Annotated in this window: 20 protein-coding genes and 1 pseudogene; 13 read left to right on the forward strand and 8 right to left on the reverse strand. The window is 42.5% G+C overall.

All coding sequences use genetic code 11. The annotated features are described in order from the left end of the window. Positions 1-586 (reverse strand): annotated as a pseudogene (locus NX845_RS07150) (IS3 family transposase); the annotation flags it as partial. 231 nt (positions 587-817) lie between these two features. Then, the gene (locus tag NX845_RS07155; RefSeq protein ID WP_017080011.1) at positions 818-1,429 is read right to left on the reverse strand and encodes a YtjB family periplasmic protein; all 612 of its coding nucleotides are present in this window, start codon (positions 1,427-1,429) and stop codon (positions 818-820) included. A gap of 109 nt (positions 1,430-1,538) precedes the next feature. On the opposite strand from NX845_RS07155, the gene serB reads away from it, so the two are divergent. Then, complete coding sequence (gene serB / locus NX845_RS07160; protein WP_017095472.1) at positions 1,539-2,519, forward strand: phosphoserine phosphatase; 981 nt, start codon at positions 1,539-1,541, stop codon at positions 2,517-2,519. A 90-nt stretch (positions 2,520-2,609) separates the two neighbouring features. Here the strand turns inward: serB and NX845_RS07165 are convergent, their stop codons facing one another. Next, the gene (locus NX845_RS07165; protein WP_004734471.1) at positions 2,610-4,958 is read right to left on the reverse strand and encodes a PilZ domain-containing protein; all 2,349 of its coding nucleotides are present in this window, start codon (positions 4,956-4,958) and stop codon (positions 2,610-2,612) included. A gap of 161 nt (positions 4,959-5,119) precedes the next feature. Here NX845_RS07165 and radA point away from each other — a divergent pair, with 161 nt between their 5' ends. Beyond that, positions 5,120-6,502, forward strand: a complete 1,383-nt coding sequence (radA, locus tag NX845_RS07170; RefSeq protein ID WP_017090138.1) for a DNA repair protein RadA — start codon at positions 5,120-5,122, stop codon at positions 6,500-6,502. 234 nt (positions 6,503-6,736) lie between these two features. After that, positions 6,737-8,824 (forward strand): elongation factor G, encoded by a 2,088-nt coding sequence (gene fusA, locus NX845_RS07175; RefSeq protein ID WP_260256738.1) that lies wholly within the window; start codon positions 6,737-6,739, stop codon positions 8,822-8,824. A 272-nt stretch (positions 8,825-9,096) separates the two neighbouring features. Here fusA and NX845_RS07180 read toward each other — a convergent pair whose 3' ends face one another. Together NX845_RS07180 and NX845_RS07185 are read right to left on the reverse strand one after the other, a co-directional pair. After that, positions 9,097-9,309, reverse strand: coding sequence for a VF530 family DNA-binding protein (locus NX845_RS07180; protein WP_017076293.1), 213 nt, complete (start codon positions 9,307-9,309; stop codon positions 9,097-9,099). A 45-nt stretch (positions 9,310-9,354) separates the two neighbouring features. Then, a complete protein-coding gene (locus tag NX845_RS07185; protein WP_260256739.1) occupies positions 9,355-10,305 on the reverse strand; it encodes a LysR substrate-binding domain-containing protein in 951 nt (316 codons plus the stop codon). Positions 10,306-10,408: 103 nt separating this feature from the next. On the opposite strand from NX845_RS07185, the gene NX845_RS07190 reads away from it, so the two are divergent. Then, the gene (locus tag NX845_RS07190; RefSeq protein WP_065682805.1) at positions 10,409-10,615 is read left to right on the forward strand and encodes a DUF1127 domain-containing protein; all 207 of its coding nucleotides are present in this window, start codon (positions 10,409-10,411) and stop codon (positions 10,613-10,615) included. Positions 10,616-10,726: 111 nt separating this feature from the next. Here NX845_RS07190 and NX845_RS07195 read toward each other — a convergent pair whose 3' ends face one another. Then, positions 10,727-11,632 (reverse strand): LysR substrate-binding domain-containing protein, encoded by a 906-nt coding sequence (locus tag NX845_RS07195; protein ID WP_260256740.1) that lies wholly within the window; start codon positions 11,630-11,632, stop codon positions 10,727-10,729. Between the two features lie 99 nt (positions 11,633-11,731). Here NX845_RS07195 and NX845_RS07200 point away from each other — a divergent pair, with 99 nt between their 5' ends. The 4 genes from NX845_RS07200 to NX845_RS07215 all read left to right on the forward strand — a co-directional run bounded on the left by NX845_RS07200 (position 11,732) and on the right by NX845_RS07215 (position 14,902). Continuing rightward, entirely contained in the window at positions 11,732-11,923 is a 192-nt protein-coding gene (locus NX845_RS07200; RefSeq protein ID WP_076645907.1) for a hypothetical protein, read from the forward strand. A gap of 522 nt (positions 11,924-12,445) precedes the next feature. Then, entirely contained in the window at positions 12,446-12,940 is a 495-nt protein-coding gene (locus NX845_RS07205; protein WP_215514817.1) for a TadE family protein, read from the forward strand. 10 nt (positions 12,941-12,950) lie between these two features. Further along, on the forward strand, positions 12,951-13,508 hold the full coding sequence (locus tag NX845_RS07210; protein ID WP_102511174.1) for a TadE/TadG family type IV pilus assembly protein: 558 nt from the start codon (positions 12,951-12,953) through the stop codon (positions 13,506-13,508). Between the two features lie 11 nt (positions 13,509-13,519). After that, positions 13,520-14,902 (forward strand): VWA domain-containing protein, encoded by a 1,383-nt coding sequence (locus NX845_RS07215; RefSeq protein ID WP_017088216.1) that lies wholly within the window; start codon positions 13,520-13,522, stop codon positions 14,900-14,902. A 120-nt stretch (positions 14,903-15,022) separates the two neighbouring features. Here the strand turns inward: NX845_RS07215 and NX845_RS07220 are convergent, their stop codons facing one another. Then, positions 15,023-16,711, reverse strand: a complete 1,689-nt coding sequence (locus tag NX845_RS07220) for an AMP-binding protein (RefSeq protein WP_215514816.1) — start codon at positions 16,709-16,711, stop codon at positions 15,023-15,025. Positions 16,712-16,794: 83 nt separating this feature from the next. Next, positions 16,795-17,538, reverse strand: a complete 744-nt coding sequence (locus NX845_RS07225) for an AraC family transcriptional regulator (RefSeq protein WP_102541135.1) — start codon at positions 17,536-17,538, stop codon at positions 16,795-16,797. A 192-nt stretch (positions 17,539-17,730) separates the two neighbouring features. Between NX845_RS07225 and NX845_RS07230 the strand changes: the two genes are divergently transcribed. The 5 genes from NX845_RS07230 to cpaB are packed head-to-tail and all read left to right on the forward strand — an operon-like array spanning position 17,731 to position 20,741. Next, complete coding sequence (locus NX845_RS07230) at positions 17,731-17,910, forward strand: Flp family type IVb pilin (RefSeq protein WP_017088257.1); 180 nt, start codon at positions 17,731-17,733, stop codon at positions 17,908-17,910. A 12-nt stretch (positions 17,911-17,922) separates the two neighbouring features. Then, positions 17,923-18,075: a hypothetical protein gene (locus NX845_RS07235; protein WP_017088256.1), complete on the forward strand. Its 153-nt coding sequence runs from the start codon at positions 17,923-17,925 to the stop codon at positions 18,073-18,075. Between the two features lie 4 nt (positions 18,076-18,079). Beyond that, the gene (locus NX845_RS07240) at positions 18,080-18,610 is read left to right on the forward strand and encodes a prepilin peptidase (protein ID WP_076645911.1); all 531 of its coding nucleotides are present in this window, start codon (positions 18,080-18,082) and stop codon (positions 18,608-18,610) included. Positions 18,611-18,649: 39 nt separating this feature from the next. Next, the gene (locus tag NX845_RS07245; protein ID WP_215514815.1) at positions 18,650-19,999 is read left to right on the forward strand and encodes an AAA family ATPase; all 1,350 of its coding nucleotides are present in this window, start codon (positions 18,650-18,652) and stop codon (positions 19,997-19,999) included. Next, positions 19,992-20,741, forward strand: coding sequence for a Flp pilus assembly protein CpaB (cpaB, locus tag NX845_RS07250; protein WP_017076279.1), 750 nt, complete (start codon positions 19,992-19,994; stop codon positions 20,739-20,741). The genes NX845_RS07245 and cpaB overlap by 8 nt, the downstream gene beginning before the upstream one ends. Positions 20,742-20,746: the final 5 nt, after the last annotated feature.

Genomic DNA, 20,746 nt, shown 5'->3' on the forward strand with positions numbered 1-20,746 from the left:
ATCAGCTTAGGTTTCAATAAGAAATAGAGCTTACGAGTTCCTAATCGAGGCATGAAGCGTCTTAGTTCAAGGACCATTCCTTTCACTGGGGCAAGCTCAGCCTGACGAGTTTTCTTACGTTTTTCTATCTGATAGACACATTGACGAGATATATCGAGCAATGAGCAAGCTTTACTTAAGCTTACTTTCCTCTCTTTTTGAAGGCTTCTTGCTCCTTCGCTATATACTTTTTTCTTAGCGACATCCCATGCTCAGCGTCAAGAATATCGACAACTCTGTTGAGAAGAAGGCATCTAAGACGTTCATCTTCGAGCTCTTGTTCAAGCCGTTTTATTTTTTGGGCAGGTGTTTCATTTGCTCTTGGTGATTTAGGCATCGTGTTCTTCCTTGGATTGGTAGTCCAATCCATTTTTCCATGCTTCCTTAACCAAGTAAGAACGGTTGAACGACCTTGTATGCCGTAAATTGATTGGGCTTGTTTATAGGTCATATCGCCTTTTTCAATGGCGTCTACAACCTGTAATTTAAAGCCTAGTGTGTAATCACGCTGAGTGCGCTTAACGTAGTGTTTATTTGGAATGGTCATCATTAGTCCTCAATGTGTAAACACATTTCAGGACGGGACAAGATAACAAAAAGCCCCGTCGCTGCCTGAGCGTCGGGGCTTTTTATTGGTAATGATGTATTACTGAGCGCTATTTCTTGGATTCTGAAGGCTATGTGATTTCAATCGAAATAATTCATCTTGCCTAATCCGAGGTTTTTATTTCGTGATTCCAAGACCCAAGACCCAAGACCCAAGACCTTATAACAAAGCTTATGAGTTTGCATTCTTAAGCAGCAAGTTCTCACCAGACTTGGTTTTTCTTCTACGAATGAGCATGACAAACAGCACGCCACTGACAAACCCCATCAACACCATGCCGATCATGTAGCGATCACTTTTACGATAATGGTGATCAGAAATCGCCGTCATCTTACCCGTTTCAAAGGTCACACGAATGAATCCAATGATCGCTTTCTCTGGAGAGTAGATAGGTTCAACTAATTGCTGTCTGCCGATACTTGCTGTTGAAAGTGGCGTGTCTAAGCCTAGAACTTCGCGTACTGAGAGTGCTTTTTCACTCGAAGCCAGTCGAATCCCCTCTGCATCGTATATCGTGGTATCGAATACCAAGCGATCCTGAGACAGCTGATTGGTGAGATCAAGCAGTCGCTCTTGGTCTTGTTGTGTGATCGCTTTACTGGCAGAAAGTGATGCCTGAGAGATAAGCAACTTAGTCAGCGTTTCTAGCTGCTTTGCTTGGATCTTCTCGTTACCTTTACTGATCACGACTGTATTTTTAATTGTTACAACGAACATAGTAGCCAGCAAAATGAGGGCTAGCATTCGTAAAGCGTTACGTATTGAGAACAATGATTCATTCATGTTTCACGAAGCCTGAAATAAACAAATGTTATGATTAAGACATATTGAGACTTGCGTTTTCAAATTGCAATAGGTTAACGTTTAGCATAGTTAATTAGGAATCATACACATGGACGCTCAGAAATATCTGCCGATAAAAAGGCACACAACATTATTAACTCGACTCCCCGAGACTCGTTTCGCTTCTCAACTCGCTAAAGCCAAAGCCAACTGGATTGTATTCGGTGAGTATCTATCACCACAATCATTCGATGACATCGATTTTTTCACAGGCACTTATAACACCATTCTTGATACGTGGAAGGTAGGGCATTATGAAGTGGCTTTGATGTCAGGCAACCTAACACCAGTACACGAAGAAATCCTACAGGCCTTAAAGCTTGATTATGCTTGCCTTAGCGAGGTCCCAGACCTATCTAAGCCAGGTTTGATTGTAATGGATATGGATTCCACAGCGATTCAAATTGAATGTATCGATGAGATTGCAAAGCTAGCTGGAGTGGGGGAATTAGTCTCTGAAATCACCGAGCGAGCAATGCAAGGTGAGCTCGACTTTGAACAGAGCCTACGTCAACGAGTAGGCGCACTGAAAGGTGCGGATGAATCTATTTTGGAGCAAGTGCGTCAATCATTGCCATTCATGCCAGACTTGGTTGAGCTAGTGAATACTCTGAATAAGCTTGATTGGAAGACGGCAATTGCTTCAGGTGGCTTTACTTACTTCTCTGACTATCTTAAAGATACGCTTGATCTTGACCACGCTCAGTCAAACACGCTTGAAATCATTAATGGTAAATTGACGGGTGAAGTCTTAGGCGATGTTGTTTCGGCGCAGACTAAAGCGGATATCTTGGTAGAGTTGGCTGAAGAGTACGAATTGGAACTGCATAACACTGTTGCCGTTGGTGATGGTGCTAATGACTTGGTTATGATGGGTTCTGCAGGTTTAGGCATCGCCTACCATGCGAAACCAAAAGTAGAGCAACAAGCTCAAACCGCTGTGCGTTATGCCGGTTTAGGCGGGGTACTTTGCATCTTGTCGGGTGTGTTAGCTAAGCAGCAAAAAATCAGCTGGCAAGCGAAGCCTTAGTCATATTTAGGGCGGTATAACGGATACAAAAAAAGCAGGCTATCAGCCTGCTTTTTCTATTTCATGTTCAAGTTAAAACGCCGCTGTAGGCTAGCGTGTCAGCTCCAATCGAATCAACACTTCATCGGTAATATCTTCTATCTCACCATAACCAATAAAAGCAGTGACCTCATTCTCTAGCTTCTTAGCTTGGTGCATGCTGATGCGTGAGAGCTCTTCTAAATCAGACTGGAATAAACTCGTTAGCGGATTAAAAATAGGTGCAGTAGTGACTCGTAGTACATACACGTCACCTAAATGTTGAGCTTTCTTGATGAATAAGATGCGTTCCTTTGCCGAGGCGAAGTCTTTGACCAACTTCGTATGTACGGATTGGATCTTGTCGCCAAACTTAACCGCAGCAATATAGACATCATGGTGTTTAGGTTCAGCACCTTCAATTCTTTTCAGTGGTTCAGCCAACAGCGAGTTAGAGTGCCCTTTGAAAATAGGTTCGAGTGAGAACTTTTGGTTGTGGCCAAGCTTAGCGAGCAGTGCTAAGTGTTTATTCAGCGGGAAGTTTACGCCAATGATCTTACAACGCAGTGTTGAGCCCGGTTTATCAATGAATATTGGGTTGCTGACCATCTTGCTCAACAAAATGTTGTGTAGAGACTCGAGCAGAGAGTGTGTTGGCAGTATCTCTTTCTTCTTAATCAACTTGCTTTGGTTTTGATCGATAAGCCCATTGAGAAAGGCGATAGTACGCATTGTCTTCGTGTTCTCGGCGATAACCAACTGCACGTTGCGACCATTCGGGCTGACTCGAATCACGTGGTAAGGCACGGTGCTTAATGGCAGGTTTTTGTCGTAGAGCTGCAGTTCATTGAAGTTTACTAATACCGGGTCATTAATCTTGAGTACCATCGGATGCTCAAGAGCAATGCTGAGTCCACGTTTTGAGATATCTAAGGTATGTCCGTTAGCCGCGGCGCCATCTTGTGAGGTGAGCTGTAACGGTGACTTAAATTGATACCTCGGTTCTTTGCGACGAGTTTGAGAGTCGAAGTAGATACTTTGAATATTCCCCACTACAGAACGCGGATGACGGAAGCGGTTCAGTTCACTGCTTGGAATGCGCGGTTTTTCACTCAATAGATAGTCAGCCGCACTTTCGTGATCGCCAATCTCTTGCAAGATTCCACAATGCGTCAGTTGTGCTGAGCTTTGAGCTAACGTATCCGAGTGCTTGGCTAAGGCTTGTCGCTCGGTGTCTGAAAGTTCGAACACCGAGAACTTGAACGCCTTCCAGCTTTTACGTTTACCACCGATGTGCCAGAACAACTGTCTTTGCTCACGAGAGGCTTCAGGAAGCATCATTGAGTAGAACAAGGTCTTGTCTTGATGCTCATGAGTAAACGAGTAAATAACGTTACTGGTTCCCTTTACGCCAGGTTTAGCCAGCAAGTTCATTCGTTGTTCGTTGAACAGGGTACCCAATGCTTGTTGGTTTCGTTCATCGTGCCAGTATTGCCACAGCGGATGGTTGTTATCCGTAAGTAGAGCAAGCTTTAGCTCACTGCCGCTAAAGAAAAGAGGAAGATTACAGGTGTGTTTGAGATAGGTGTGTTCGATACCTCGAGTACGAGTTCGAATGATTCTATCTTGATTCTCATGGCTGGTTTTCTTGCTTGAGCTATTCAAAGACTCATCAAGCAAGCGGGCTACAATATTGTTGTTGCTTACTTTGATGGTTCTTAAGAATTTGACGGCGTTATTCTCGTAAGACTCATCAATGCCCAGAACGCGGAATTCGACCGCTTGGTAAACATCGTTTTCTTGCGATTTTTCGATAAGCTCTGTGAACTTAACGCTGATGATCTCACCGAGGTTGTACTTAAAGGCGCTCGGTACCTTGAATTTTGCACCCGACGGGGAGATATCAACCGTCACACCATGTAGGCTTTGGCCTTTAGATGTGGTGATCTCAACCTGTGAGCTAATCTTGAGTCTGTTTTCTTGACGCTTTAAGTCGTAACCGAGGTTAATGGCTTCCGCTTCATACGGGCTATTAGCGTTAGTGAGATCTTGATTATGTTGAGACGAGGTTTTAACGATATTACGAAGTGGCTGAGTTCGCGGAGTCATCACTAACTCCCACGCGCCCTCTGTATAGCCTTTAAACTTTTTAGTACCACGTTGATACGCGTTCAAAGCAATATCATCAAGCCAGTGTTTACGACCATCTAACGTAAATTGACGACATTCAGTGTCAATACGTCCGCGTAAATCAATGCTCTTTGTGCACGGAGCCATGATACGATTCAGTTCCATTTTAACGAGCAATTTCAGAGACGGGGATTCACCTTCTGTCATTTGAGAAAGAAGGAAGTCGAAATCCTCAGCGTGGTAGGCTGGGATGAGTCGCTCTGCTACAGATAGAATTTCAGATTGCTGCATACTTTTCTTGTTAGAATGGACGGTACGTTTATGTTATCGACTAGTTTAAATCGATCTTTAAGTATAAGTGGTATGACTGCAACTTTTATTTTCACCCGTACGGTCAAATAAGTCACAAATTGACAACATCATTGTGTAACTGAGTAAATTATTGAGGTTTTATGGCAAAGGCAAAACGAGCTTATGTGTGTAATGACTGTGGTGCTGACTTTCCACGTTGGCAGGGGCAGTGCAATGCATGTGGTGCTTGGAACACGATTACCGAAGTTAGGTTAGCTGCTTCACCTCAAGTTGCGCGTAATGAACGACTCAGTGGTGGTTACGCAGGTGGGGCAACAGAATCGAGCGTTCAGACATTATCGGAAATTAACCTGCAAGAAGTCCCTCGCTTTAGCAGTGGTTTCAAAGAACTCGACCGCGTGCTCGGTGGTGGTGTCGTACCTGGCGCTGCAATTCTGATTGGTGGTAACCCTGGTGCCGGTAAATCAACGCTGTTATTGCAGACCATGTGTCAGCTCTCTTCTCAGTTGCCAACACTTTATGTCACAGGTGAAGAATCACTGCAACAAGTCGCGATGCGAGCCTCTCGACTCGGTTTACCGAAAGAACATCTCAAAATGCTCTCTGAAACCAATGTTGATAAGATCTGTCAGATTGCCGAAAAAGAGCAACCTAAGATCATGGTTATCGACTCAATCCAAGTTATGCATGTCGCTGATGTTCAATCGTCTCCGGGCAGTGTGGCGCAGGTGCGCGAATCGGCAACAGCATTAACGCGCTATGCGAAACAGAACAACGTTGCGGTGTTCTTGGTGGGACACGTAACTAAAGACGGCACATTAGCGGGGCCAAAAGTACTGGAACACATTATTGACTGTTCCGTGCTGTTAGATGGCGGAACCGATAGCCGCTTTAGAACGCTGCGCAGTCACAAGAACCGTTTTGGTGCGGTCAATGAGTTAGGTGTGTTTGCAATGACAGGCCAAGGCCTGAAAGAAGTCAGCAACCCATCGGCTATTTTCTTGTCTCGCGGCGAAGAAGAAACCTCGGGCAGTTCGGTCATGGTTGTGTGGGAAGGGACACGTCCGCTTCTTGTTGAAATCCAAGCGCTGGTGGACTATTCCCAGCTCGCTAATCCACGTCGTGTTGCTGTTGGTCTAGAGCAAAATAGGCTTTCACTGTTATTAGCCGTGCTGCATAAACATGGTGGCTTACAAATGGCCGACCAAGATGTGTTTGTGAATGTTGTTGGTGGTGTTAAAGTAACCGAAACCAGTGCCGATCTTGCATTAGTGATCGCTTTACTTTCGAGTTTCAGAGACCGTGCCTTGCCAAAAGATGTGGTGGTATTTGGGGAAGTAGGCCTCGCGGGTGAGATTCGTCCAGTACCGAGCGGGCAAGAGCGCTTAAATGAGGCGTTTAAGCATGGTTTCAAGAGAGCGATAGTGCCTGCTGCGAACATGCCTAAGGGCGGCATTCCTGGAATGCAGATCCATGGGGTCAAAAAATTATCAGAGGCAATTAATGCTTTTGATGAGTTGTAATTGAGCTCACTTCAGCTACTCTATACAGCAGAAAATCAGTCTAACTTGAACGTTAATTGCGTCTTGAGTTAGCACTAAACCTAACAATCATTTAGATTGTTTCTACAGATTGCCTTTTCGTTTTTGTTACGAAAAGGCAAAGTTTTTTAGTCCCAAATGCATGCAAAGCTATCAGTCCTCACAGATTGTGATATACTCTGCGCGCATTTTATATCCTATTAACAGAGTAAGACAATGGCAGATTTATCGAAATACAGAAACATTGGTATTTTCGCGCACGTTGATGCGGGTAAAACAACTACCACTGAGCGTATCCTTAAGCTAACTGGTCAGATCCACAAGACTGGTGAAGTACATGATGGCGAATCAACTACTGACTTCATGGAACAGGAAGCTGAGCGCGGAATTACTATCCAATCAGCAGCTGTAAGCTGTTTCTGGAACGGTCACCGTCTAAACGTTATCGATACTCCTGGACACGTTGACTTCACAGTTGAAGTATACCGTTCTCTTAAAGTACTTGATGGCGGTATCGGTGTATTCTGTGGTTCTGGTGGTGTTGAACCACAATCAGAAACTAACTGGCGCTACGCTAACGAATCAGAAGTATCTCGTCTGATCTTCGTTAACAAACTAGACCGTATGGGTGCAGATTTCTACAACGTTGTTGACCAAGTTAAAAACGTTCTAGGCGCAACTCCTCTAGTTATGGTTCTACCAATTGGCCGCGAAGATGAATTCGTGGGTGTTGTAGACCTTCTAAGCCGTAAAGCATACGTTTGGGATGACACTGGTCTTCCTGAAAACTTCGAAATCAAAGATGTTCCTGCGGACATGGTTGATGACGTTGAGCAATACCGTGAAGAGCTAATCGAAACTGCTGTAGAGCAAGACGATGACCTACTTGAAGCTTACATGGAAGGTGAAGAGCCTTCTATTGAAGACATCAAGCGTTGTATCCGTAAAGGTACTCGTGACCTAGCGTTCTTCCCAACTTACTGTGGTTCTGCATTCAAGAACAAGGGTGTTCAAATCATTCTTGACGCTGTTGTAGATTACCTACCTTCTCCAACTGAAGTTGATCCTCAACCTCTAATGGATGAGAACGGTGAAGAAACTGGTAACCACGCTGTTGTTTCTACTGAAGAAACATTTAAAGCGCTTGCATTCAAAATCATGGATGACCGTTTCGGTGCTCTAACTTTCGTTCGTATTTACTCTGGGAAATTGAACAAAGGCGACACGATTCTTAACTCATTCACAGGTAAAACTGAGCGTGTTGGCCGTATGGTTGAGATGCAAGCTGATGACCGTAACGAACTAACTAGCGCACAAGCTGGTGACATCATTGCGATCGTTGGTATGAAGAACGTGCAAACAGGCCACACTCTATGTGATCCTAAAGATCAAGTAACGCTTGAGCCAATGGTCTTCCCAACTCCAGTAATCTCTATCGCTGTATCTCCAAAAGATAAAGGCGGTTCTGAGAAAATGGGTATTGCTATCGGTAAAATGGTTGCAGAAGATCCATCTTTCCAAGTTGAAACTGACGAAGAAACTGGCGAAACTATCCTGAAAGGTATGGGTGAGCTTCACCTAGACATCAAGGTAGATATCCTTAAGCGTACTTACGGCGTTGACCTAACAGTTGGTGCTCCTCAAGTTGCTTACCGTGAAACTATCACTCAAGCAATTGAAGATAGCTACACGCATAAGAAACAGTCTGGTGGTTCTGGTCAATTCGGTAAGATCGATTACCGTATCAAGCCTGGCGAACCTGGTTCTGGCTTTACGTTCTCTTCAAAAGTTGTTGGCGGTAACGTACCTAAAGAATTCTGGCCTGCTGTTGAGAAAGGCTTTGCTGGCATGATGGAAAACGGCGTACTAGCTGGCTTCCCTACGCTAGACGTTGAAGTTGAACTTTACGATGGTGGTTTCCACGCAGTCGATTCATCTGCAATCGCATTTGAAATCGCAGCGAAAGGTGCATTCCGTCAATCTATGCCTAAAGCTGGCGCGCAACTTCTTGAGCCAATCATGAACGTTGACGTATTTACTCCAGAAGATCACGTTGGTGATGTTATCGGTGACCTTAACCGTCGTCGTGGCATGATCAAAGATCAACAAGCTGGCGTAACTGGCGTTCGTATTAAAGCTGACGTACCACTTTCAGAAATGTTTGGTTACATCGGTCACCTACGTACAATTACTTCAGGCCGTGGCCAATTCTCTATGGAATTCGCACAGTACTCTCCATGTCCAACGAACGTGGCAGAAGAAGTAATCGCTAAAGTTAAAGCAGAAAAAGCAGCTGGTAAGTAATTAGCTCTTTTCTAAGTTAACTAAAAAAGCCCCGCAAGTGAAAGCTTGCGGGGCTTTTTGTTGCTTGTCATATACTGCGAGATGCGAGATGCGAGATGCGAGATGCGAGATGCGAGATGCGAGATGCGAGATGCGAGATGCGAGATGCGAGAGTGATGTGGCCCCTAAAAAGTAGACACAGGGGTTTAGTTGATTAGTTAAAAATCCATGTGATATGGCCCCGTACTGAATGGATACGGGACAAATTCAGATACAGCTTAAACAGAGAGGGACTAACGTTTCAAATCAATGTAGATCTGCTCTACTTTAATACGTGCCCAGTCCGTTTTACGCAAAAACTTTAAACTAGATTTAATGCTAGGGTCTTTTTTGAAACAGTTGATGTTCACCATGTAACTCAACTCTTCCCAACCGTAATGCTCAACCAATTCAGTCAGTAGCTTCTGTAGCGTGATACCGTGAAGTGGATTATTTTCTTGTGTCATGAGATGTTCTCGCCATTTATTTGAGCTCAGTATAGCAGTTTCGCTTTATGAATTATCAGACCATTTAAGTTGGTAATCTGTCTCGATAATAGTTAGTTCTTCTCGACCTCTATTTCCAAATAACTGAACCTGACTTTGCATCCAAGCTTCAAAGCGTTTGATTTTCTCGCGATGAAAGTATCCAGCTGGCGCACATAGGAAGTAATTGTATTTGGGCTTAAGTGCGATGTTACCGATTCGAACGAGCTTCTTTTCCTGCAAATACCGATACACCAAACTGTGCTTCACAAGAGCAACGCCTTGTACGGATAATGCACCTTCTAAAACAAAATGCGAGCCATCAAATTGCAACGATGTACGGCCAGCTCTCGCTCCGACAATTTCTAGCCATAGATTCCAATCCATATCTGGCCATCGATCTTCAATTAATTCAGCTTTATGCAGATCGTCAATGTCATGGATCCCATGCTTCTCTTGATAAATCGGGTGACAAACTGGGTAAACCACCTCGTCCATTAACCAACGAGACTCGATATTTGGGTAGTTACCGTGACCATACCGAACGCAGACATCGACATTAGAATCTTCAAACGTCACTAGCTTGTTAGTCGGTTCAATCAGCATGGATAGGTCAGGGTGGCGATCGCGAAAGTCGCCAATTCTAGGTACCAACCAGTGTTGGGCAAATGATGGCACGGTTGAAATAGAAAGTTGAGTAGGGTTTGGGTCTTGGTTAATTCGCCTCACACCATCTTGAATGTGGGCAAAGCCTTTCTTCGCTTGCAGGTAAAGCACTTCACCTTCGTGAGTGAGTACTATTTTTCGGTGCTGGCGAATAAACAAGTCTGCACCTAACCACACTTCAAGTTGACGAATTTGTTGGCTGACGGCAGCTGCCGTGACAAACAGCTTCTCAGCCGCGAGTTTAAAGCTGCCAGTTTCAGCTGCAGTATAAAAATAGTAGATCCCTTGGAAAGGTGGGGTTCGCTCTCTCACATTAGTTTTCCTTAACTGAATGCCAATATCTATCGTTTGTCGTTAGTGCGTTGTTGGTCGATTATTGACCATAACAAAGCGAAAGATCAACAGGAGAAAGGCTATGAATACGATAACAGCAACTGAAAATACCAACCATTCATTTTTGTCATCGTTATCAGTTAAGAAATTCTATTCTAAATTTAGATTTTATCTTCAGAAGCGTAGAACGAGAAAGCACCTAGCTGAACTATCTGATTATTTACTTGAAGATGTTGGTATTACCCGAGGTCAGGCCAACGAAGAAGTGAGAAAACCATTTTGGGAGTGATTAAGCTTACCGTAACGTAACTCTTTCTGATTTTTAAGAGTTACGTTACGGTTAGTAAGGAACATGATGTTTATTCTCTTGCCAAAGCCAAAGCCAAAGCCAAAGCCAAAGCTAGATCTTTGATATTTCAGAAACCTCTTCATGCAACCATTCAGTAAATGCCGCAATACGCTCTTTTCTTGGCGAGCTAGGATCAAAACATAAGTTAACTTGAACGCCAGGTGTCATGCCTATATCAAAGGGCTTCACTAGCAAGCCGCGTTCGATGAAGTCACCAGCTAAGCTGTCTGTTGCCAAGCAAACCCCATGTCCCGCCATGACAGTCGTTAACCCCATATCAAAGGTACCGACTTCCATCCACTGAATGGTGCTGCTTTGAGTCGATATGTTTGCTTGCCTAAACCATTCCTCCCACGGGAAACAACCGCTATCAAACTGAATCAGCCAACATTTGAGGAGTTGTTCAGGTGATGTGAAGTTCAAAGAGTTTGCGAGTTCAGGGGAACAAAAAGGGTAAACCGGTTCGTTGATTAGCATCTCAAGAGTCAAGCCTTCTTCAACGCATAGATTTTCGCCTTGTCGAATAGCAACATCAATCTCGCCATGTTTTAAATTTGGGGTATCACACCCTGTTAGTATCTTAATTGGGATCTCTGGGTGCTTTACCGAGAATTTCCAAAGCCTCGGCAGCAGCCAGCGGGAAGCAAATGAAGGAGGGCTGCTAACAACAAGAACGCCTTGAAGGGGCTCTGATTGGATCTTATTTAATCCTACTATTATCGCTTCGAATCCGTCCGAGACATGTCTAAAAAGTGTGTGCCCTTCATGCGTCAAAGTCATTGCACGCCCCTTACGAATAAAGAGCTTACATCCAAGCTGTTCTTCTAACTGTCGAATCTTCTGGCTGACGGCTGCTTGAGTGACGAACAGCTCTTCAGCCGCTTTGCTGTAATTGCTCAAGCGAGCCGCAACTTCAAAGTAACGGAGACCTGAAAGGTGACGCAGTCTATTGTCCATAATCTCAGCTTATAGTTCTTGTTAATAATGGTTGTTCGCTTATCGAACAGGTTGTTTTCATAATAACGACAGAACGATGACAAATACAAGAGAGTAATTATGGAAGCATTGATCAGTTGGACGAGATTTTATGGTACTAAGTTATTTAAAAATAAGAAGATAAAAGTAGGTGAAGTTAAGGCGAAACAGAATCAGGTTTTATGTGCAGAACAACTGAGCCGACGAGTGAAGGAAGACATAGGGTTAGAATATGAGAACAACGATGCTTCTGATTATACGAAATACTTATAATTCTGACTTATGTAGTCAATAACGTGAAGTCGGGTCTCGCTGGCTTTATCTCAGTCATAATTTTCATCTGTATTGGTTTAGCTCAATCAGACTTTACTCATTAATTGTCGAGTATTTTTATAATTCCATTTATTATTAAACTAAATGCTTACTTTGAAATTATTCTGTCTTATTTTTGAGACTTTAACTCTAATTTATATAGAAATAAACGTCGTATTCTATATTTCATTTATTTTTCTAATAGATATAAAACAACCAGTTATTTGAATGATAAATAAATAAAGGTTCGAATTCTACTGTACTTTTGGATTTTTAATTTATTTAACTTTAGAAAAATAAAAGACTTAATTAACTTTCAGTCTGATTCACCCTTCTGTTGTACTACTTAAAATTCCCTGCGTGTATAAAACTTGAACAACTCGTTTATCAATTCTATATCTTTAGTGTTGAGTCTTTCTATATCTCCTTGGGTTTTCTATTGGGCAGATAGAGGGAATAGAAAGACGAGAGGGTGGGGGCTGTATGAAATCTATTTCAAGAGGTTCGGAGCGTAGCCGTTATCGAAACGGCTTTAAATCTAAAATAAAAGGCATCGCTATTATCGAGTTTACGATCGTGGTGAGTCTATTTTTTGCGCTTTTTTTAACGGTTGTTGATCTTGGTATATACGGGTTTGTTAAATTGACCATGCAACATTCGGCAAGAGAGGGTGCAAGATATGCGATTACTGGCCGTTCTGATCTGGATCCTGATGCATCGAGTGATCGCGAAGCGGCAATCTTAGAAAAAATTTCTAAATCGTCGAGCGGCTTGCTCGACAAAGTGATGGATGTCCAAAACATACGTGTTGAAGATGTTTACGGCAACGCTGTCACCGGGTTTGGTGGTTCAGGGGACATTATTTCTATTCATCTTGATTGCGAGTGGCCATCTGTAAATCCCTATATGTATGTTTTGCTCGATGACGGGAAGTTTAAATTTACCGTTAGCGCGGCAATGAAAAACGAAGCGTTTTAGGGAGGACAGGATGTTTCTTTTTAAGATAAAAAAAGCCGCTGAGAAAGGGTTTGCGGCAATCGAAATGACGTTAATAGCACCTTTGTTTATGCTGCTTATTGTTGCGGCCGTCGATATCACGCACCTCATTCAAGCCAACCACATTATTATCAGTATAAGTCGAGAAGGTGGAAACATTATTTCTCGGAGTAATACTGATACTCCGCAAGAAGTGATGGACATTATAGCAACGACATCGGGAACATTGGATTTGACGCAAGACGGCGTTATTTACATTACCGAGGTGGTTGGTCAAGAAGATGCTTCTCCGTACATTAAAAGCCAATACCGATGGAACCAACACGGCCTAAGCAAAAACAGTGCTATTTGGTCGAGTTGCAGTAACTGGACAAGTGATGGAGAGTGTTCTGATGTGGATGCAGATAACCCTCCTCTGGTTAACAATCTAGCGGTTGCGCTGGATGATGGGGAGATTGTGTACAGCGTAGAAGTATTCTATGACTATTCGCCTATTTTTAGTCGAGTTTTTGATGAAGAATATATTCTGAGCGACACAACATATATGTAAGGGAGATCAATATGGATAAGAGAACCCCAATCAAATATCGTTACAGTCGAGGGCTAGTGGCTTTGATGTCAGTCATCGCACTGCCTTTTATTCTCTTAGTTGTCGGGCTTTCTGTTGATGCTGGACGAGCTTATATTGTTAAGTCGAAATTATTTGCGGCGGTCGACGCGGCTAGTATTGCGGCTGCAAGAGCGGTCGCCAATGGTGAAGATGCAGGACGAGCAGCTGCACAAAAATATTTTGCAGCGAATATTCCAGCTGATTTTTATTCGGCGACACCTAGCTTAGGTGCGGTCAATTTCTCCTATGATTCATTCGGTAATATATCGATTGATATTTCAGCAACGGCACAAGTACCCACGCTATTTTTGCCCTTGATTGGGTTAGATACATTCAATCCTGGAGTGTCTGCGCAATCTATTCGTCGCCCAGTAGACTTAGTGTTAGTGATTGATAACACAACTTCTTTGAGGCTCGGCAGCATAGGTGACGTGACACAAGACGTTATCGACAGGTCTAAGTCATTCGTTGAAAATTTTCACGAAGGGTTTGATCGGGTTTCATTGGTTAAATTTGCTTTCGGAGCCGAGGTTCCGGTGGGGTTCAATGCGACTCGCGGCCATAGTCGAAGTACCATTAAATCGGAGATAGACAGTTTTAATTTTGGTAGTACGTCTAATGCACAATATACCAATGCATCAGAAGGGATCTATCGAGCTTTAAATGAGCTTAGAACGGTTACTGATCCCGCTAACTTGAAAGTGATCGTGTTCTTCACGGATGGAGCACCCAATACCTTTGCGACAACGTTTGATTTTGAGGACGGTGATTCGCACACGGGAGCCATTCGATCGAGTGATGGTAGCAGTGGTACGCCCCGAGGGCTTTGGAGGCACGATTCGATTGCAACGACTTTAAGTGGCGGTTATGAGGGCCGTGATATTGATGATCATATTAGCGAGATGCCTGATTACTATACCACTCATGATTCAAGTGCCACCGAGTTTAACATTTTAAATCCGACACATTCAGTACGCCCAGTGTCACAGTATGATCCAGATAGTCATTCTGCCAGTGACTTATATACTCGGGTGAATAGGGTTGCTCGTAATTTAGTGGAAGACATTGCTGAGGCTGCAAGAGGAGAAAACATTTACGTCTTTACCTTAGGGTTAGGTTCATCATTAACATCGGCAACCGGACCTGATAGCGAGTTTGGAGAAGACTTATTGTTACGAATGGCAAATTCTAGTGCGCTTTTGGATGACCCAGACTTAAGTGCGGACTATGACCCTGCTCAACTCGAAGGTGTGTATTGCCATGCCATAGATGAAGAGGCATTAGGCCCTTGTTTCGATAAGATGTTGGATGTGATTATTCGTTTAACCTTGTAACGTTTTTCTGGTTTATCACTTTTATATATTGAAACTGAGGGACGCTCAATCGAGGGTTGAGCAAAATAAAAGAGGGAGCTAAAAGCTCCCTCTCAATGCTATGTGTATTTTTGTCGTCGGTTATTCTTCCCAAACCACCAATTTATCTTTCGGCCAGTTATGACCGACTTCGTGATATTTTTGCTCAAGGATATGTCGTTTGATCTTTAGTGTTGGTGTTAACACGCCATTCTCAATACTCCACGGTTCCTTAATCATTAATACGCCTTTGATCTTCTCGTGTGAGGCAAGTTGTTCGTTCATTTTTTCAATGACTCGTTTACTTGTTCTTTCGTAACGTGCTCTATCAAAATTAGGGAAGTCATGGGGTACAACAAGCAGGATAGGGCCTGGCAAGCCTAAGCCTATCAAACACATCATTTCTACGCGGCTGTATTCAAAGAGTTTGTTCTCGATTGGAACGGGAGCAACAAACTTACCTTTAGCTGTTTTAAAGGTGTCTTTCTTACGTCCACGAATCGTTAAGTAGCCTTCGCTGTCAACATCACCAATATCACCCGTATGTAGCCAACCCTCTGAGTCAAAAGACTCTTGAGTCGCAATGTCATTTTTGTAATAACCAGAGAACATGCCTTTGCTTCGAACTAAAATTTCTTCGTCTTCTGCAATTTTGAGTTCGATGCCCGGACCTGCATTACCCACGGTACCAATTTTGTCTGATCTAAACGGGTGGTTAATCGTGCTGTAGGCGAAAGACTCTGTCATCCCCCAAGCCTCAGTAATATGTAAACCAACGCTTTCATACCATGCGAGTAAAGCAGGTGAGACAGGCGCTGAACCACAACCAAGAACACGAGCTTGGTCTAAGCCCAGACCATCAGCCAGTTTCTTCTTAATGATGTTATTCACAAATGGAATTTTAAGTAAGAAGTTCAGTTTTTTCTGCGGTAGCTTATCCTGGATTCGTTGTTGGAACAGGGTCCATAAGCGAGGAACTGAAATAAACAATGTTGGACGGTGCATTTTCACATCGTCAATAAACGTGTCTAAAGATTCAGGGAAAGCTGTGACCACTCCGCCCATTACGGAAGAACCAAAGATGTACACTCGTTCGGTGATATGGGCAAGCGGTAGATAAGAAAACAGGCGGTCACCAGGTTGGATACCAATGTGATCGATTAACCTTTGAACTGACCATGTAAAGGCACCGTACGTGAGCATTGCGCCTTTTGGCAGCCCAGAGGTGCCAGACGTATACACAAGTGACATTAGCTTATCATCGTGATGTTGAGGTCGTTTAGTTGATGGTTCATGTGTCTCGATGAGCTGCTCAAATGTGTGTTGGCACTTCGCCGCGGTATCGTAGGGTAACGAGATACTGACTAAGCTCGGATTATCATCGATTACTTTTTGAGTCGCTGCAGGATCATCAAGCTTACCTGCAATTACGATCTTACTTTCACTGTGTTCAATACAGTATTGAATAGTGTCTGCACCCGCTGTTGGAAAGATTGGGACGCTGACAAAATCTCCTAACATCATGGCAAGATCACAGATAAACCACTCTGCACAGTTTTTTGAAACGAGAGCGACTCGATCGCCGGGTTGGGCTCCGAGTCCTTCTAATGCTGACGCCAATTTTAGTGCTTTGTCGGCCACTTCTTTATAAGTGAATTCAACAAATTGGCGGTTAATTATTTGTTTTAAATAGACTTCATCTGGGCGTTCTTCTGCCCATTTTAAAATCATGTCATTGGGTGTAGGGAGAGCTGTTGCTTTTTCTTGGCTAAACTCGTTAGGCTGAATCATTGTCTAACTCCATGTTTTTCGCTAAGTTATTTTTGTTAAAATCATGTTAAATGTACCATGATTTTTTCTTTTAGGGAGTAAAATTAGCGTTTTCTGTTATCCGTGCAGGCACGTCTGTAACTTGCGGGTGTTACTCCGGTCCTTTTCTTAAAGATTCTTGAAAAATACGACACATCCTTGTATCCACATTGATAAGAAATAACAGCGATTTTTGATTCGGTATCGGCTTCGATCAACTTTTTGGCTAATAGGATTCGTTTATCGCATACAAAATCTCTAAAGCTTACCCCAAAGTGTAGATGAAACTTTTTAGAAAAGTAGGTTGTTGAACAGTGGCACTTTTCAGCGATCTCCGTTTCTCTTATCTCCTTGTTAATGTTGTCCATAACAAAGTTAACGACTTCAGAGGTAAACAACTTTGCAGGTAGCTGATTATTGTTATTCGTACCTCGGTCGAGATCAAAGTGAGGTTCGAAGATATGTTGCGTTTTACGCTGCAGTTCTTCGAACTTACTGGTCAGATGATTACTGCTCGTTTCTATTATAAAGAATATATTCTTATGATTTCGAACGATATTAGGTATCTGACCTGAACAAATAATGACTATTCGCTTGTTCAGGTTTTCGCAAATAGATAGTGCCATTGTAAGTAGTTGAAGTTCATCCGTTCGATTCAATATATAGAATACTAATCTTACATCTAAGTTACTGATTATAGATATATCCTGTTTATAGTTCTCAATAGGAAAGTAATGACGAATTTTATTGGTAATAACTGAATTGAAATCGCTGTCTATATCAGAAAGTAGTGGTGTTATTATTTCCATCGGTATTGAACCTGTATCATATCAAAATAAACAGTAAGAAATACATATCAAAATGGCATTTATTAAATAGATTAGAAGTACAACAAAAAAGTGCAAGTAAATGGCAAGAAAATCCTAACCAAATATATTGTTCAGCTCTAGATTTAGTTTACAGGTAAATAAACCTGTAATGTAAATCAAGGAGAGATTCTCATGAGTAAGTTTTTGAAAAATTGTAAAGAATTCATGAATGATGAAGAAGGTCTTACGGTTATTGAATATGTCATTGGCGCAGCCATGCTTGTTCTTGGGCTAACCACAATATTTACTGGGATTGGTACAGCGCTATCAACGAAACTAAGTACTATTGTTGACCAAATTAGTACTTCATAAGAGCTAACAGTAATGAACCTTAAAAGGGTGGGGTATCAGAAAGGGTTGACTACGGTCGAGTATGTTATTGGAGCTGCTTCACTTGTCATTCTCGCTTGGTTAATATTTTCTGGAATAGCGACGGCTCTAATCAGTAAGTTTCTTTCTATTGTGGCGGGTATCTAAATTAATGATAAGTGAATCTTTATTGTTTTGGGCATTGCTTATTATTGTTTCGGTATACGATGTTGAGAAACATCGTATACCAAATAAGATACTGATTTTGTTTTTATTTTTGTACTTTTTATCAGTGTTAAATAGTGGATTTTCTTTAGATGCATTAGTTACTTCATTGATAGGTGGTGTAGTTCTTTTCTGTTCAGGTTTGATTTTGTATTTTCTGAGGGCCATGTCTGCAGGTGATGTGAAATTATTGGGTGTTATTGGGTTGTATATTGGGTGGGGCTCATTACTTGATGTGTCTTATTACATACTCATCGCTGCCGGAATAATTGGAACATTATATTTACTTTATAATCGAGCCAATAATAGTGAGATAACAGTTAGAGGATACTTTGAAGAAAAACTAATGCTAGTTAGCGGGATATCTCCTGATATTAAAGGTGAACCTGTTGTGCATTCTCGTTACTCAAATAAAGTAACCATGCCATTTGCTCCTTCAGTTGTAATAGGTTTAGCGATGTACAGTTATTTTACATAGATCAAACTAAATCACTAGTCGATGTGTTGGAGAGGACATATGGATATGAGAGGGATACCTTCCCCGAGCAATTTAAAGCCTCAAATATCAGCTCCAGTGGTACCGACTTCCATCGAAATGCTTGGTGTTCCTGAGGTTGTTGTTGAGAACCTATTGCTCAAGCACCTATCAGCTTACCCTAAATCTGATGTGTTAGATTTGTCTAACTATTTATGTGTTGTTACACATGTCATAGAAAATGGACTAGCCACACTCAGAAATAAATCTCTTATCGAAGTATTTCAACCTACTTCTGCTTTGTCTTTGGAATCGTCTTCTCATAGTCACGTCCGTTATTCCTTGTCAGAGAAAGGCTTAGAAGAAGCCGATCTTGCATTCAAACGAGATGCTTATTTAGGTCCAGTTCCTGTTTCTCTCAAGCAATACACTGAAATTGTAGAGCAACAAGATTTAAGGGCGGAGCTTGTTACTCGCCCTGATGTGGAAGCGGCATTGAGTGATGTTTATGGCGTAAAAAAAATGATCTCCGTGTTAGGACCAGCAATAAATTCGGGTAGGGCGCTGCTGTTGTATGGGCACGCTGGCACAGGAAAAACTTTTGTCGCGTCTCGTATCGTGAACGCGCTTCATACTTCTGTTTTTATCCCTTATGCCATTTATGCGTTAGGGAATGTCATCAAGGTTTTCTCAGCGCAACATCATACCCCTTTAGATCGTAATGGCAGTGAGCAAACTGTTTCACTCCGAGACCAATACGATAAGCGATGGCTCAATTGTGAACGTCCTAATATCCAAGTGGGCGGAGAATTAACCATGGACATGCTTGAGGTGAATCACTCTGAGCATAATCGCGTTTGGTTAGCACCTTTACAAATGATGGCTAATAACGGCATTTTTGTTATTGATGATCTCGGACGCCAACCCATGCCTGTTGATGCTTTACTCAACCGCTGGATCGTCCCAATGGAGTACTTCTTTGATCACCTGTCATTACCGAATGGGCAACAGATCACCATGCCATTCGTTTTAACTCTCGCATTTTCTACCAATTTGAATCCTGAAAAGATCAGTGACCCTGCCTTTCTGCGTCGTTTGGGTTACAAAATAGAATTCAAGCCTCTGAATCAGCAAGATTATGAAGCGCTGTGGGTGAGCGTAACTGTTGATAAAGAGATAGAACTGCAAGATGGGTTCTTTGGACGTTTATCTCAAATGCATACGCTGCACAAAGTACCGCTTTTCCCTTGTTTACCGAAAGACCTTGTTGGTATTAGCAAAGACATTCTTTCGTTTGAGCAACTCCCACCCGTTATCACATTCGACATTCTAGCCATGGCATGGAAAGTCTATTTTACCTCTGATGGACACGAGGAAGAGAATAATGAATAAGAGTCAAGTTTTCCTACTGTTTTTACTGTCCGTAGTATTCGGTTTAGCCGCTGTATTTTTCGCTAAACAATGGATGGACAATCAAGTTCAACCGACGATTGAAGTCGAGCAAGTTGAGCGTCATCCGGTTGTAGTGGCATCTCAAGAAATTGAAGCTGGAACCATAATTGAAGAGCAATATTTAACAACCAAGTTGATGGAAGTTGATTGGATCAATGAAAACAACTATTCGGATAAAACAGAACTGCTCGGCAAAGTAGTCGCCAATACCATTTATGCCGGAGAGGTACTTCATAAGTTACGTTTTACTGTGCCAGGAGAAGGGTCAACACTTGCTGCTCTTATTCCTGAAAATAAACGTGCAGTAACTATACGTGTTGATGATGTTATTGGTGTGGCTGGTTTCTTATTACCGGGGAATAAGGTTGATATTCTCAATACTGTTTCTTACGGCAAAAATTCTGCAGCGACTCAAACGGTATTAAAAGACATTAAGGTTTTGGCTGTAGACCAAACGGCTAAAACGAAAGAGAACAGTCCGATTATCGTTCGTGCGGTAACACTTGAGATGACGCCAAAAGAGGCTGAGAAACTCCTCACGGCTAAAAGCAAAGGTAGTATTCAGCTGACCTTAAGAAACCCACATGAAGTAGAGAAAAAAGTGGTTCGTCGATATGTGCCTAGACCAAGTGTCACCATTATCAAAGGTACAGAAACATCTAGTGTGCGCGTCAAGGATTGAGGTGA

It is taken from the genome of Vibrio sp. NC2, from assembly GCF_025195005.1.
Classification (GTDB): Bacteria; Pseudomonadota; Gammaproteobacteria; order Enterobacterales; family Vibrionaceae; genus Vibrio; species Vibrio splendidus.